This window comes from Mycobacterium sp. 236(2023) (assembly GCF_029623955.1).
In the GTDB taxonomy this organism is placed as follows: domain Bacteria; phylum Actinomycetota; class Actinomycetes; order Mycobacteriales; family Mycobacteriaceae; genus Mycobacterium.
Genome location: NZ_JARSBP010000003.1, coordinates 1,052,692 through 1,065,701, shown reverse-complemented (window position 1 = coordinate 1,065,701; position 13,010 = coordinate 1,052,692). Strand labels below are relative to the sequence as shown.

General features: G+C 67.5%; 11 protein-coding genes. 3 read left to right on the top strand and 8 right to left on the bottom strand.

The features are described from left to right. Positions 1-15 precede the first annotated feature (15 nt). On the bottom strand, positions 16-1,821 hold the full coding sequence (gene fadD6 / locus P9A17_RS16485; RefSeq protein WP_278039697.1) for a long-chain-acyl-CoA synthetase FadD6: 1,806 nt from the start codon (positions 1,819-1,821) through the stop codon (positions 16-18). A 34-nt stretch (positions 1,822-1,855) separates the two neighbouring features. Then, positions 1,856-2,419: a TIGR00730 family Rossman fold protein gene (locus tag P9A17_RS16480; protein ID WP_278039696.1), complete on the bottom strand. Its 564-nt coding sequence runs from the start codon at positions 2,417-2,419 to the stop codon at positions 1,856-1,858. A 31-nt stretch (positions 2,420-2,450) separates the two neighbouring features. On the opposite strand from P9A17_RS16480, the gene P9A17_RS16475 reads away from it, so the two are divergent. Then, positions 2,451-4,442, top strand: a complete 1,992-nt coding sequence (locus P9A17_RS16475; RefSeq protein WP_278039695.1) for an AAA family ATPase — start codon at positions 2,451-2,453, stop codon at positions 4,440-4,442. On the opposite strand, the gene P9A17_RS16470 is transcribed toward P9A17_RS16475, so the two are convergent. Continuing rightward, positions 4,439-4,639 (bottom strand): hypothetical protein, encoded by a 201-nt coding sequence (locus P9A17_RS16470; RefSeq protein ID WP_278039694.1) that lies wholly within the window; start codon positions 4,637-4,639, stop codon positions 4,439-4,441. The genes P9A17_RS16475 and P9A17_RS16470 overlap by 4 nt on opposite strands. 75 nt (positions 4,640-4,714) lie before the next feature. Here P9A17_RS16470 and P9A17_RS16465 point away from each other — a divergent pair, with 75 nt between their 5' ends. After that, on the top strand, positions 4,715-5,434 hold the full coding sequence (locus tag P9A17_RS16465; RefSeq protein ID WP_278039693.1) for a type VII secretion target: 720 nt from the start codon (positions 4,715-4,717) through the stop codon (positions 5,432-5,434). Here P9A17_RS16465 and P9A17_RS16460 read toward each other — a convergent pair. From P9A17_RS16460 to P9A17_RS16440, 5 genes are all read right to left on the bottom strand, one after another. After that, positions 5,431-7,047: an ABC-F family ATP-binding cassette domain-containing protein gene (locus P9A17_RS16460; RefSeq protein WP_278039692.1), complete on the bottom strand. Its 1,617-nt coding sequence runs from the start codon at positions 7,045-7,047 to the stop codon at positions 5,431-5,433. The two genes, P9A17_RS16465 and P9A17_RS16460, sit on opposite strands and share 4 nt — an antisense overlap. Positions 7,048-7,124: 77 nt before the next feature. After that, complete coding sequence (gene dapE / locus P9A17_RS16455; RefSeq protein WP_278039691.1) at positions 7,125-8,189, bottom strand: succinyl-diaminopimelate desuccinylase; 1,065 nt, start codon at positions 8,187-8,189, stop codon at positions 7,125-7,127. 224 nt (positions 8,190-8,413) lie between these two features. Continuing rightward, positions 8,414-9,421 (bottom strand): aminotransferase class IV, encoded by a 1,008-nt coding sequence (locus P9A17_RS16450; protein ID WP_278039690.1) that lies wholly within the window; start codon positions 9,419-9,421, stop codon positions 8,414-8,416. Between the two features lie 13 nt (positions 9,422-9,434). Next, positions 9,435-10,937 (bottom strand): APC family permease, encoded by a 1,503-nt coding sequence (locus tag P9A17_RS16445; RefSeq protein WP_278039689.1) that lies wholly within the window; start codon positions 10,935-10,937, stop codon positions 9,435-9,437. Positions 10,938-11,042: 105 nt separating this feature from the next. Next, positions 11,043-11,936, bottom strand: coding sequence for a LysR family transcriptional regulator (locus P9A17_RS16440; RefSeq protein WP_278039886.1), 894 nt, complete (start codon positions 11,934-11,936; stop codon positions 11,043-11,045). 93 nt (positions 11,937-12,029) lie between these two features. On the opposite strand from P9A17_RS16440, the gene dapD reads away from it, so the two are divergent. After that, a complete protein-coding gene (gene dapD / locus P9A17_RS16435) occupies positions 12,030-12,983 on the top strand; it encodes a 2,3,4,5-tetrahydropyridine-2,6-dicarboxylate N-succinyltransferase (RefSeq protein WP_278039885.1) in 954 nt (317 codons plus the stop codon). Positions 12,984-13,010 lie beyond the last annotated feature (27 nt).

The following is a 13,010-nucleotide window of genomic DNA, read 5'->3' as shown; positions in this document are numbered from 1 at the left end:
CCCGCGTTTCGGCCGCTACTTGGGCTTCTTGCCGTCCTTGACCTCGGCGAGGTACTCCTCGTAGAACTCGACGTAGCCTTCGTCGCGTCCGGACAGCACGTAGATCGGGTCCTCGACCTTCACATCGTCGTCGTCGCCCTCGCCGCTGGAGCCGCCGTAACCCTCCTTGCGGAGGTCGCCCTTCTGGCTCTTGAACGTCGATGTGTGCGCGAGCTCCTTGACGACGCGGACGAACAGCGGCACCGCGTAGCCGGGCAGCTTGTCGTAGGCGGCCTTGGCCAGCGCCTTGCCGTCGAACTCCTGGCCGTCCTTGAGCTGGATTGCGACCATGCCGGCCCGGCCGCCGGTGTCGGGCACCTCGACGCCGAACACCGTGGCCTCCTCGATCTGCGGATCGGTGGACACCGCGGCCTCGACCTCGGTGGTGGCGACGTTCTCCCCCTTCCAGCGGAAGGTGTCGCCGAGCCGGTCGGTGAAAGCGGCGTGGCCCATGCCCTGCGCGCGCATCAGGTCACCGGTGTTGAACCAGACGTCGCCATCCTTGAACGCGTCGCGGACGAGCTTCTTCTCCGACTCCTTCTTGTCGGTGTAGCCGTCGAACGGCTGGAAGTTGCTGACCTTCGACAGCAGTAGCCCCGGCTCACCCGTCTTGACCTTGCGGACCCGGCCGTCGTCACCGCGCTTCGGGTCGCCGGAGGCCTCGTCGTATTCGACGAACACGATCGGGCTCGGGCAGATGCCGGTGGTCTTGTCGATGTTGAGGACGTTGACGAAAGCGGTGTTGCCCTCGCTGGCGGCGTAGAACTCGCACACCCTCTTGATGCCGAACCGCTTCGTGAAGTCGTCCCAGATCGCCGGGCGCAGACCGTTGCCGCAGATCACCCTGACCTTGTGCTTGCGGTCGGTCGGCTTCTCAGGCTGGTTGAGCAGATAGGTGCAGATCTCGCCGATGTAGACGAACGCGGTGGCGTCGTAGCGGATCACGTCGTCCCAGAACTTCGATGCCGAGAACGACTTGCCCAGCGCCAGCGTCGAACCCGAGTTCAGCACCGACGACAGCGCCACCGTCAGCGCGTTGTTGTGATAGAGCGGCAGGCAGCAGTACAGCGTGTCGCTGGAGTTCAGGCGCATCCCGAGACCGCCGAACCCGGCGAGTGCGCGCAGCCAGCGGTAGTGCGTCATGACGCTGGCCTTCGGCATGCCGGTGGTGCCCGAGGTGAAGATGTAGAACGCTTTGTCCTTCGCCAGTACCGCCGCGGTGGTCGCCGGGTTGGTGGACGGCGCGGTCTCGGCGAGCTGCTTGAGTTCGTCGAGGGTCACCAGGCCGTCGGTGTTGGCGCCGGACTCGGTGATGGGTTCGACGAACTCGGTGGCGGCGACGACGACCGAGGCGTCGAGCAACCCGAGGCTGTGCTTGAGCACCTCGTCACGCTGGTGGTAGTTGAGCATGCCCGACACCGCGCCGCACTTGACCACGGCCAGCATCAGCAGCACCGGGTCCGGGGAGTTGCGCAGCATGATGCCGACGACATCGCCGTGGCCGACACCTTTGGCGGCCAGGACGGCCGCGTAGCGGTTGACGGTCTCGTTGGCCTCGCCGTAGGTGATCTCTTGGTCCTCGAACTTGAGGAACACCTTGTCGGCGTAGCGCGCGGCACGGTCCTGGAAGACCTTGCCGATGGACGTCTTGGCGGTGGGGCGGGCGCCGAACCCGGTCACCACGCCGCGCACGATCGTCGGGGTGTCCTTCAGCAGTCCCGGTATCTGGCTGGCGATATCGAGCAGTCCGACGCTGCTGCGGGTCCCCGACTTGGTGCTCACTGTGCCTCCGCTATCTCCGCTGATGATGTGTGCGTCAACCTAGCTGTGGCGCGCAGGCGGTCAGAGCGGCGTCGACGTCGCCGACGACGGTGAGGCACCGCATCGCTTCCTCGGCGACGAATCCCGTTCGGACCAACCCCCGCAGCCAGGCCAGGAGACCGTCGTAGTGCCCCACGTTGTCGAGCATCACGATCGGTTTGGTGTGCATACCCAAATAGCCCGCTGTCCAGGCTTCGAAGAACTCCTCGAGGGTGCCGATGCCGCCGGGCAGCGCGATGAACGCGTCGGCGCGGTCCTCCATCACCTGTTTGCGTTCGCGCATCGTGTCGGTGACCACCAGCTCGTCTGCTTCGGTGTCGGCCACCTCTTTGTGCACGAGCGCTTTGGGGATCACCCCGACGGTGTATCCGCCGTGCGAGCGCGCGGCGGCGGCGACCGCTCCCATCGCCGAGACGTTGCCGCCCCCAGACACGAGCGTCCAACCCCGGTCGGCGATTCCCTTGCCGACTTTGCGGGCGAGCTCCAACAATTCGGGGTGCACCGGGCCCGAGGCGCAGTAGACGCACACCGCCCATTCGCGGTCCGGATCTCGGGACACACCACCAACCTAGCGACATAGACTCCGGCTTGTGCCTTCGCCTCTACCGCTCGGATGGGTGATTGTGCCCGCCGAACCCGCTCTCGACCAGCTCGAATTCGGGGTCCGTACACGCGCGGGCGCAGTGCTGATCGGCCCGGCCGGAGTGGGCAAGACGTCGTTGGTGCGGATGGCGGCCGAACGGATCGGCGCCGGGTTCTCGCGGGTGGACTGGGTTCGCGCGACGGCGTCGCGGCAAGCGGTTCCGTTCGCCGCCTTCGAAGGTCTTCTCGACGTCCCCGAGACGGGGACGACGACGACGGTATTGCGTACGGCCCGGGAGTCGCTCGGTGACGAACGACTGCTGATCGTCGACGATGCGCATCTGCTGGACCCGCTGTCGGCGGCTCTGGTCTACCAATTGGCGCTCGCAGGCACGGTGCGGCTGCTCGTCACCGCGACGATGGGCGACGGGCCGGTGCCGGCCGAGGTGACCGCGCTGTGGCGCGACGGTCTGGTGACGCGCATCGACCTCCAGCCCCCGGGCCACGACGACGCTCGCCTGATGGCTCAGGTCGGCGAGTTCGTCGAGACCCTGCCCGCCGAGGTCGGCCGGGTGCTGGAATTCCTCTCCGTCACGGATCCGCTGCGCACAGGCGACGCCGAGGCGCTGGCGGGTGCCGACGCGGTGGACGCGGCCGTCGCGTGCGGGGCGGTCGTCGTCGAAGACGGTGAGCTGCGCCCGGCGCATCCGCTCCTGCTCGATGCGGTCCGCAGCGCGATGGGAGGCCCGGACCTGAGGCGCCTGCGCACGGCGATGGCCGAGCGGCTGTCGGTGGGCAGCGTGGGCGTTGTGGGTCGACTCCGGATGGCGCACCTGGCGATCGGCAGTGACCGCCCCCAGTCCACGTCCGAGGTCTGCGCCGCGGCCCGCGAGGCGTTACGGCTGGGCGATCTGGAACTCAGCGAACGGCTCGGGCGCGCCGCCCTCGGACAGTCCGCCGACCTCGATGCGCGCCTGACGGTCGGCTATGCGCTCGCCTGGCAGGGCCGCGGCCGGGAAGCGGATTCCGTGCTCGCGGAGATCGATCCGGGGGCCCTGAGCGAGGCCGAGTTGATGGCGTGGGCGCTGCCGACGGCGGCCAATCAGTTCTGGATGTTGTCCGAGCCGGAGCGTGCGACGGCGTTCCTGCGTGCCACCCGAGGCAAGGTGTCGTCGCCCTCGGCGCGCGTGACGTTGGACGCGCTGTCGGCCACCTTCACGATGAATGCCGGAAATGTCGGCCGTGCCATGGAGATCGCCGACGAAGTGCTGGCTTCACCGGACGCCGACGAGACAGCCGTGGGCTGGGCGGCGTCGGCGGCGGCGCTCAGCTCGGCGCGGACGGGCAGGTTCACCGACGTCGACGCCCTGGCCGAGCGTGCGTTGTCGGCGGGCCAGCCGGGGCTGTTGCGGTTCACGAGCGGGCTCGGCCAGACGACGGCGCTGGTCATGTCCGGGGATCCGGGAGCCGCGCAGGCGTTGGCTCAGCGGCTGACCGACTTCGCGCAGCGGCGTCAGCCCGGGCGCGCGATCGGCGAGGTGTTGATCGCCGATGCGCTGATCGCTTCCGGAGATCTGGCACAGGCGGTGTCGCTGTTGCGGGACTCGGCGGCGACGCTGGCACCGACCGGCTATTCGTGGGGTCCGTTGGCCTGGATGCTGCTGGCGCAGGCGCTGGGGCAGCTCGGCCAGACCGTTGAGGCCGGAAAAGCGTTGTCCCGGGCGGAGTCTCGGCACGGCCTGAAGTCGATGCTGTTCGCTCCCGAACTGGCGCTGGCGCGGGCCTGGACGATGGCGGCCAGGCGCGACGATCACGGTGCCGTGGCGGCGTCACGCGAGGCCGTGAAGGCGGCCGAGCGAGGTGGGCAGATGGCTGTCGCCCTTCGCGCATCGCTCGACGGGGTCCGCCTCGGGGACCCGCGGGCCGTCGAGACATTGAGGCGGTTGGCGGGTGTTGTCGACTGTGCGTTCGGGCGTGCCGCCCTGGCTCAGGCGCGTTAGCGGGACTCGCCGTCACGCTCCTCGGCCCACGGCGGCTTGGGGGTCGGCGGCATTGCGCCGTAACTGATCTGGTCGAAGTGGCTCGACGATTCCCGGGTGGGAAAGCCCTTCGACAGGATGCCGCGCACGAACACCACGATGACGGTCAGAACGGCCAGGGCCAGGAAGACGACCAGGGCGATCTTGAGGGCATCCATCCGTCCACGGTAATTGGTGCGCCGGGGCCCCGGAGCGCGGCAATAAAATCGGATCCGACGATTCTGGAGGATGTGATGACCGACTCGCTCTCAGTGGACGTCGCCGGTGTGCACGGTCTCGGCGATATCCATTCAGGCGTCTCCGCGGGCCTCGGGTCGCTGGCGGCCGCTCCCCCGGGATCTCTCGGTGCTTCTCACGGTGCCATCGCCGCCGGGGTCGACACCGCCCTGGCAGGCACGCTGGGTAGCAGGTCCGGCGCGATGACCGATACGCAGGCTGCGGGCTCGCTCATCTCGGAGCTGTTGCACCAGTCGGCGATTGCCTACGAGCGCGGAGACCAGGCCGGTGGCGATGCGATTCGCGCCGCGGCCGACCAGATCTCTCAAGGCGGGGCAGCCACTGAATCCGTGGCATCGTCCGGCGGTGGGGCGGACGCGCTCGGTCAGGCGATGGGCCAGGTCGGCCAGCTCGCACAAATGGGTCAGCTGCTCGGCGCACCGCTGGCTGCACTGGCCCAGCCGCTCACGCAATTGCCGCAGGCGCTGATGCAAGGTCTGCAACAGATGTCCCAAAGCGCTTCGGCTGCAGAGCCTTCGGTGACCTCCGAGGCGCCGGATGCGGAGGTTGAGATCCCGTTACCCGACGAGAAGCCCGAGGAGGACTCCGACGAGGAATCCGAGGAGTCCGCCCGCGATGAGCAGGCGGATCCCGGGGTGGACGCCGAACCTGAGCCCGCTCCGCTTCCCCCGCCCGCCCCGGAGCGTCCTGCGCCCACCCGTCCTTCTTTCGGCTAGATCTCGGCGAGCCGGGAATCTGCCAGGTGCAGAACGCGATTCACGCCGATCCGATCGAGGAACGACGCATCGTGGCTGACCACGACGAACGCACCCTGGTAAGCAACCAACGCGTTCTCCAGCTGTTCGACGCTGGTGAGGTCGAGGTTGTTGGTCGGCTCGTCGAGGAGCAGTAGTTGCGGCGCGGGCTCGGCGTAAAGCACGCAGGCCAGCGTCGCGCGCAGCCGCTCACCACCGGAGAGCCAGCGCACCGGCCGGTCTACCGCGTCGCCGCGAAACAGGAACTGTGACAACAGGTGTCTGCGGCGGGTGACCGACAGGCCCGGGGCGGACGCGGCGAGGTTCTCGGCGACCGTCCGGTCGTCGTCGAGCACGTCCAGACGCTGCGACAGGTAGGCGGCTCGCCCGTCGACCACCTGGATGGTCCCGGAATCAGGTTTGATCTCGCCGGTCAACGATCTGAGCAAGGTGGTTTTCCCGGCCCCGTTGGGCCCCGTGAGTGCGATGCGTTCGGGTCCGCAGACCAGAAGGTCGACACTGTCGAGGATCGTCCTGCGGTCTCGGGTGACCCGTAAGCCGTTGACTGCCAGCACCATCCGGCCTGACGGGACAGCGGTGTCGGGCAAGTCGAGGACGAGCGCGTCGTCGTCACGCAGCGCACGCTCGGCATCGTCGAGACGCGACCTGGCGTCGTCGATGCGCTTGGCGTGGACGTCGTCGGAGCGGCCGGCCGTCTCCTGGGCCCGGCGTTTCATGGCGCCGGCGATGATCTTCGGAAGCCCGGCGTCCTTGATGGTGCGTTGGGCGGTCCCCGATTTCCGGTCGGACCGTTCGCGGGCCTGCTGACGTTGCCGCTTCTCGCGCTTGAGTAGTTGCTCAGCGTTGCGTACCGACTCTTCGGCCGCCTTCCGCGAGTCGTCGAGGACCTGCCGGTAGTCGGTGAAATTCCCGCCATAGGAGATCATGTCGCCGCGATAGAGCTCGGCGATGCGGTCCATCCGGTCGAGGAGCACACGGTCGTGACTGACAAGGAGGAGACATCCGGTGAACTCGTCGAGCGCGTCGTACAGGCGGTGCTTGCCGGCGGCGTCGAGGTTGTTGGTGGGTTCGTCGAGGAGCAGTATGTCGGGGCGCCGCAACAGTTCCCGCGCCAGTCCGAGGGTGACCACTTCGCCGCCGGACAGCGACCGCAGCGACCGGTCGAGACCGATGTCCCCGAGACCCAGCCGCGCCAGTTGGGCGTGGGCGCGCTCTTCGACATCCCAGTCGTCGCCGATCGTGGCGAACACGTCGTCGCTGGAATCGCCTGCGGCCAACGCGTTGAGTGCGTGGATCACCGGCGCAACGCCGAGCACCTCGGCGACGGTGCGGTCGTCGAGCAGCGGCAGTGTCTGCGGCAGATAGCCGACGATCCCGTCGGCGGCGAGCGTGCCTGTGGTGGGCCGTAACTCACCGGCGATCAGGCGCAGCAGCGTGCTTTTTCCCGCGCCGTTGGCGGCAACGAGTCCGGTGCGTCCCGGGCCGACGGTAAAGGACAGATCGTCGAACAGCGGGGTTTCGGCGAGCCCGTCGGGCCAGGAGAACGAAAGGTGGGTGCAGATTACTGAAGGCATGCAGAAGCTCTCATGATGGTGCGAACAGAGACCGGGGGCCGTCAGCGCGAGAGCATGAATTCAGGGTATCGGCACGGTCAACCGATTAAGTAACTCCGCAGCGTGTCGGTGACCGCGGTGATCTGCTGGACGTCGACGTGCTCGTCGACCCGGTGCGCCAGATTCGGGTCTCCCGGGCCGTAGTTGACGGCGGGAATGCCCAGCGCAGCGAAGCGCGCCACATCCGTCCAGCCGTATTTGGCCCGCACCTGCCCGCCGGCAGCTGCGACGAGCGCTGCCGCGGCGGGCCGGGTCAGGCCGGGGAGAGCTCCCGAGGCGGAGTCGGTGAGCTCCATCGACACGTCGAGACCGTCGAACACCTCTTGAACGTGCACGAAGGCCTGCTCCACGCTGCGGTCCGGCGCGAAGCGGAAGTTGACGGTCGCAGTGGCTGAGTCCGGGATGACATTGCCGGCGATGCCGCCGTCGATGCGCACCGCGGACAGGCCCTCGCGGTAGACGCAGCCGTCGATGTCGACGTTGCGCGCCTCGTAGGTGTCGAGCCGCTCGAGCACCTTGCCGAGTTTGTGAATCGCGTTGTCGCCCAGCCACGACCGTGCTGAATGCGCTCGTGTCCCCGTCGCGCGCAGCACCACCCGCAGGGTGCCCTGGCAGCCCGCTTCGATGTAGCCGCCGGACGGTTCCCCGAGGATCGCGACGTCGGCGGCCAGCCATTCGGGCAACTCGCGCTCGATGCGGCCGAGGCCGTTGGCGGATGCCTCGATCTCCTCGCAGTCGTACATGACGAGGGTGATGTCGTGTGCGGGTTCGGCGACGGTGGCCGCCAGGTGCAGGAACACCGCGTCGCCGGACTTCATGTCCGACGTCCCGCAGCCGTGCAGGATGCCACCGTCGCGCCTGCTGGGCACGTTGTCCGCGGCGGGGACGGTGTCGGTGTGCCCGGCCAGCAGCACGCGTGACGGTTTGCCGAAATTCGTGCGGGCCAGCACGGCATCGCCGTTGCGGATGACCTCGAAGCCCGCGGCCTGCTCGCGCAGCGCGGCCTCGATCTCGTCGGCGATACGCGTCTCATGCCGCGACTCGCTGGGAATGTCCACGAGCGCAGCGGTCAGCGCGATCGGATCACCGTGTAGATCAAGCACACGACCACGTTAGCCGGGCGGCAGCCGTCTCAAGCTTTCCGATGCCCGTTTCCGGACGCTGTACACCGATTCGACGCCACGGCTGCCAAGGGAGGCGGCGTTTAGCCAATCGCAACCGTGGTGTCGGCGTCGGCCCAACTCGACACCACGGCCGTCATCCCGGCAATCCATCGGTGAAGCACGACCGTAGCGTCGATCTCGGCTCGAGTGTGCAGCGAAGCCCCTCAGTACTGGATGGCTTCGATCAGCGGTGACGGCTCGTCCATCAACGCCCAAAAACGATCACGGATGGCGACGGTCATCGGGCCGGGTTCACCGTTGCCGATGGCTTCCCCGTCGAGCGTGTTGATGGGCGTCACGCCGCCTGCGGTGGTGACGGCCATGATCTCGTCGGCGTCGTAGAGCTCGTGGCTCGTGACATCGCGCAGCGTCGCCTCGATGCCCATCTGGTCGGCGAGCTCGAACACGGTCTTACGGGTGATGCCAGGCAACGCATTTCGCGACGGCGAGGACAGCTTGCCGTCCTTGACGATGCAGACGTTGAAACCGGGCCCTTCGGCGACGCAGTTGTCGGCGTCCATCAGGATCGCGGTGCGGGCGCCGCGGTCCTTGGCCTCGAAGCTGGCCGCGGTCAGGTCTCCCCACTGGTAGTTCTTGATGGTCGGGTCGACGGTGTTGCGGCCGGCACGCCGCACGTGGCGCGGCACGACGGCGGTGGTGCCGAAGATCTGCTCGGCGGGCGGGAACGCCCACAGGTACGGGATCGCGTAGATGTACACCTGATGGGTCAGCTTGGTGAGGTCCTTCTCGCCCTTGCGCTTTCCGTAGCCGCGCGTCACGGTCAGGTTCACGAACGACTCCCGCAGCTGCGACATGCTGACGCACTGCTTGGTGATGTCGGCCAGTTCGTCCTTCGTGTAGCCGGCGTCCAGACGCAGCTTTCGCGCGCCGTCGAGCAGCCGGTCCAGGTGATCACCGAGCCGGAAGATGTTGCCGTGCCACACATGTGCCACGGTGTACGTCAGGTCGGAGTGGCCGAACCCGGTGTCGAAGATCGAGATCTTGGCGTCCTCGGCGGGGAGGAACTCCCCCTCGATCCAGGCGACGCCGCCGGCGTACGGGCTGGAGTAGTCGAGTTCGTAGTCGCTGTACTGGATCACCGATCCGGGCGGGGTATCCTCGCGGATGGCTCCGGGTTCGACGGCGACGAGGTTAGAGGTTCCAACACTCATTTCGAGATTCCTTTCAGAGGTTATGTGTCTTGGCGTAATCGGCGCCGGCGTCGCCCTTGGCGAGCCGCGATTTGAGGCCGGTGGCCCACCAGATCGCGGCGAGCACGACGATGCCGAGGAAGACCCACTTGTTGCTGGTGAACTGCGGGAGGAAGAGCAGGGCGACGGCGACCCCGAGGAACACGACCAGCGCGGTCACATACAGCGGCAGCCGGAACTTCCCGAGGTCGAACGTGCCCGGCTCAGGAGCGGGGATCGTGCCGCGTTTGTAGCCGACGAGCAGGCCGATGGTCTGCAGGATGTAGACGAAGAAGAACAGCAGCGACGCGATGCCGATGATGTAATTGAAGGCCTTCTCGTTGACCAGGGCCGACAACAACAGAACCGTTGACAGGCAACCCAATCCGAGGACGGCGAACGTCGGGGCCTTGCTCTTCGGGGACACATGCCGCCACACGTGGGAGAAGGGCAGCATGTTGTCGCGGGCCATCGAGTACGTCAGCCGGGTGGCGACCAGGATGTTGGCGAGCAGGCACGCGAGGATGTTCGTCAGCGCGATCGCGACCACGATCTTCGTGACGGTGGGGCCGGCCTGCTGGGTGATGATCTCCTCGATGGGCGCGGCCGAGTTGGCCTCCACCGCAACGGGATCCTTGATGGCCAGCACGTAGACCACGTACATCAGGAACTCGATGACGATCGACGTGATCAGCGCATAGAACATCGTCTTCGGCACGACGCGGCGGGCGTCCTTGGTCTCCTCGGCCACATCGGCACCGGATTCCACGCCGATCAGGCCGAAGAACGGGCCCAGGGCCGCTGCCAGCCAGGCCAGCATGTAGGAGTCCTTGTCGCCGGATTCGCCGCCGGTGAACAGCGTCGAGATCGGTTGGTGGTTCTCGGGTGCGGAGAACGCGATGATCGCGATCAAAGCGGTGGCACCGACGGTGATCACCAGCTCCAGGCTGACACCGATGTTGTTGACCATCGTCGCGAAGCGCACGCCGTAGATGTTGATCAGCACGCAGACGAACACCACGGCGATGGCGAGCAGGATCTGGGTGGTCTGCGTCATGCTCCAGCCCAGAAGTCCGCCGAGGTAGCCGGACAGGATGAAGCCGACGCCGGTCATCCCACAGACCCAGCCCATCAGCGCGATGAAGCCGGTGAACCACGCGAGGTTGGGGCCGTTGATCCGGCTGATCCACTGGTACGAGTAGCCGGCCAGGGGCAGCTTGGCGGTCAGGTCGGCGGCGATGAACGTCCACAACGCGAACACGGCGCCGGCGAGCAGCAGCGTCCACACGAACGGGGCGCCCGCGGTGAAGTAGCCGGCGCCGAAGCCGGTGAAGACGGCGGTGGTCGCGCTGATCGTCGCGAAACCGATCGCGAACGATGCGAGCTTGCCGACCGAGCGGTCCAGCTTCTGCGTGTAGCCGAGTTCGGCGAGCTTCGCGTCCTCGGCGCTGAGGCCGTGCTGCGGTGAATGAGTGGGTGGTGCGATGGATTCGGTCATGGTCACTCCAGGTCAAACGAGTGGGAAGAACACCTGGAGACAGGAAACCGTCATCCGAGGGACACCGGAAGTTTCATGTTTTGATCTGCTCATAACCTGCGCTTATCAGTGGTGGTCCGGGTTATCGGAGTCGCCGAAACTCCACTGCGACTGCACGTGCCTGACCAGCGCATCCGCCTGCGGGGTGAGGTCGGCCGGGTTCCACGCCAGCGCCGTATGACTGAGCGGTCGATCGCTGATCGGCACATAGACGATGCCCGGCCGGTCGTAGAACCGAGCCACCGACGACGTCGTGAAACTGATCCCCAGCCCGCGGGCGATCGCCGTCGTCTCGGCCTCGTACGTCGCCGCCACCGCGGCGATCGTCGGCGGCCGGTTGCCGCGGACGTCCATCGCGAGCCAGTAGTCGCGCCAGGTGCCCGCCGTCAGCGGGGCACACACGATGGGGTCGTCGAGAAGTTCGGCGATCTGCACTTCGCTGCGCTCCGCGAGCCGGTGATCGCGGGGCAGACACGCCACCCACGATTCCGAGTCGAGGATCAGCATGCGGTGGTCGGGCAGGTCGACCGGCGGCCGGATGATGGCGACCTCGGTGGCGCCGTCGGCCAGACCCGCCGTCGGGTCGGAGAAGTCGAACTCGATCGGCTCGACCGTGACGTCGGGATACGCCGCGCCGAAATGGCGGACGAGCCGGAACAACAGGTCCGCACCGGTGCCGATGAGGTAGCCCACACGAAGGACGCCCCGGCGGGTGCCCGACAGCATGATCAGGTTGTCCACGACGGCGTCGACGCCAGAGATCGCCTGGTGCACCTGCGGCAGCCACGCGGCTCCGAGGTCGGTCAGCGCGACCTCGCGGGTGTTGCGATGGAACAGCACGACACCGAACTGGTGCTCGAGTTGCTTGATCGCGGTGGACAGCGCCGGCTGCGTGATGAACAGCTTCTCGGCCGCGCGGCGGTAGTTGAGCTCCTCGCCGAGAACGGCGAAGTACCGCAGCTGTCGCAGGGTGACGGCGTGAGTTCCGGCGGTCGTGCGCTTGCCTCCTCGCTGGTGGGGACGCGTCCAACGATGCTAGGCGCACCGGTAGCCTTGAGCACCGTGACTGGAGCTTCTGGAATTGGTGTGGCGACGATCGCGGCGGACGGTTCGGTACTCGACACCTGGTTCCCCGCGCCCGAACTCGCAGGTGACGGCGAGACCGGAACGGTGCGGCTGTCGGTCGCCGAGGTTCCCGAAGAGCTCGCGGCACTCGAAGGCCGGGACGACGATCGTGACGTCGATGTCGTCATCGTCCGCACGGTCATCGCGTCGCTGGAAGACAAGGCCGTCGACGCCTACGACGCGTATCTGCGGCTGCACCTGCTCTCACACCGTCTGGTGGCACCGCACGGGCTCAACGCCGACGGCCTGTTCGGTGTGCTGACCAATGTCGTCTGGACCAACCACGGCCCGTGCGCGGTCGACGGCTTCGAGACCGTGCGCGCGCGGCTGCGCCGACGCGGGTCGGTCACCGTGTACGGCGTCGACAAGTTCCCGCGGATGGTCGACTACGTGCTGCCGTCGGGGGTGCGGATCGCCGACGCAGACCGCGTCCGGCTGGGCGCGCATCTGGCGGCCGGCACCACGGTGATGCACGAGGGCTTCGTCAACTTCAATGCGGGCACGTTGGGCACGTCGATGGTCGAGGGCCGCATCTCGGCGGGTGTCGTCGTCGGCGACGGCTCCGACATCGGTGGCGGCGCGTCGATCATGGGCACGCTGTCGGGTGGCGGCAAGCAGGTGATCTCGGTCGGCAAGGGCTGCCTGCTGGGCGCCAACGCCGGGTTGGGCATCTCGCTCGGTGACGACTGCGTCGTCGAGGCCGGGCTGTACGTCACCGCGGGGACCAAGGTGAGCACCTCCGACGGGCAGGTCGTGAAGGCGGGCGAGCTCTCGGGCGCGAACAACCTTCTGTTCCGGCGCAATTCGGTGACCGGCGCGGTCGAGGTGGTCAAGCGCGACGGCACGGGCGTCACGCTGAACGAGGCCCTGCACGCCAACTGACGTTCCCGCGAGCGTGCGTGTCTGCAC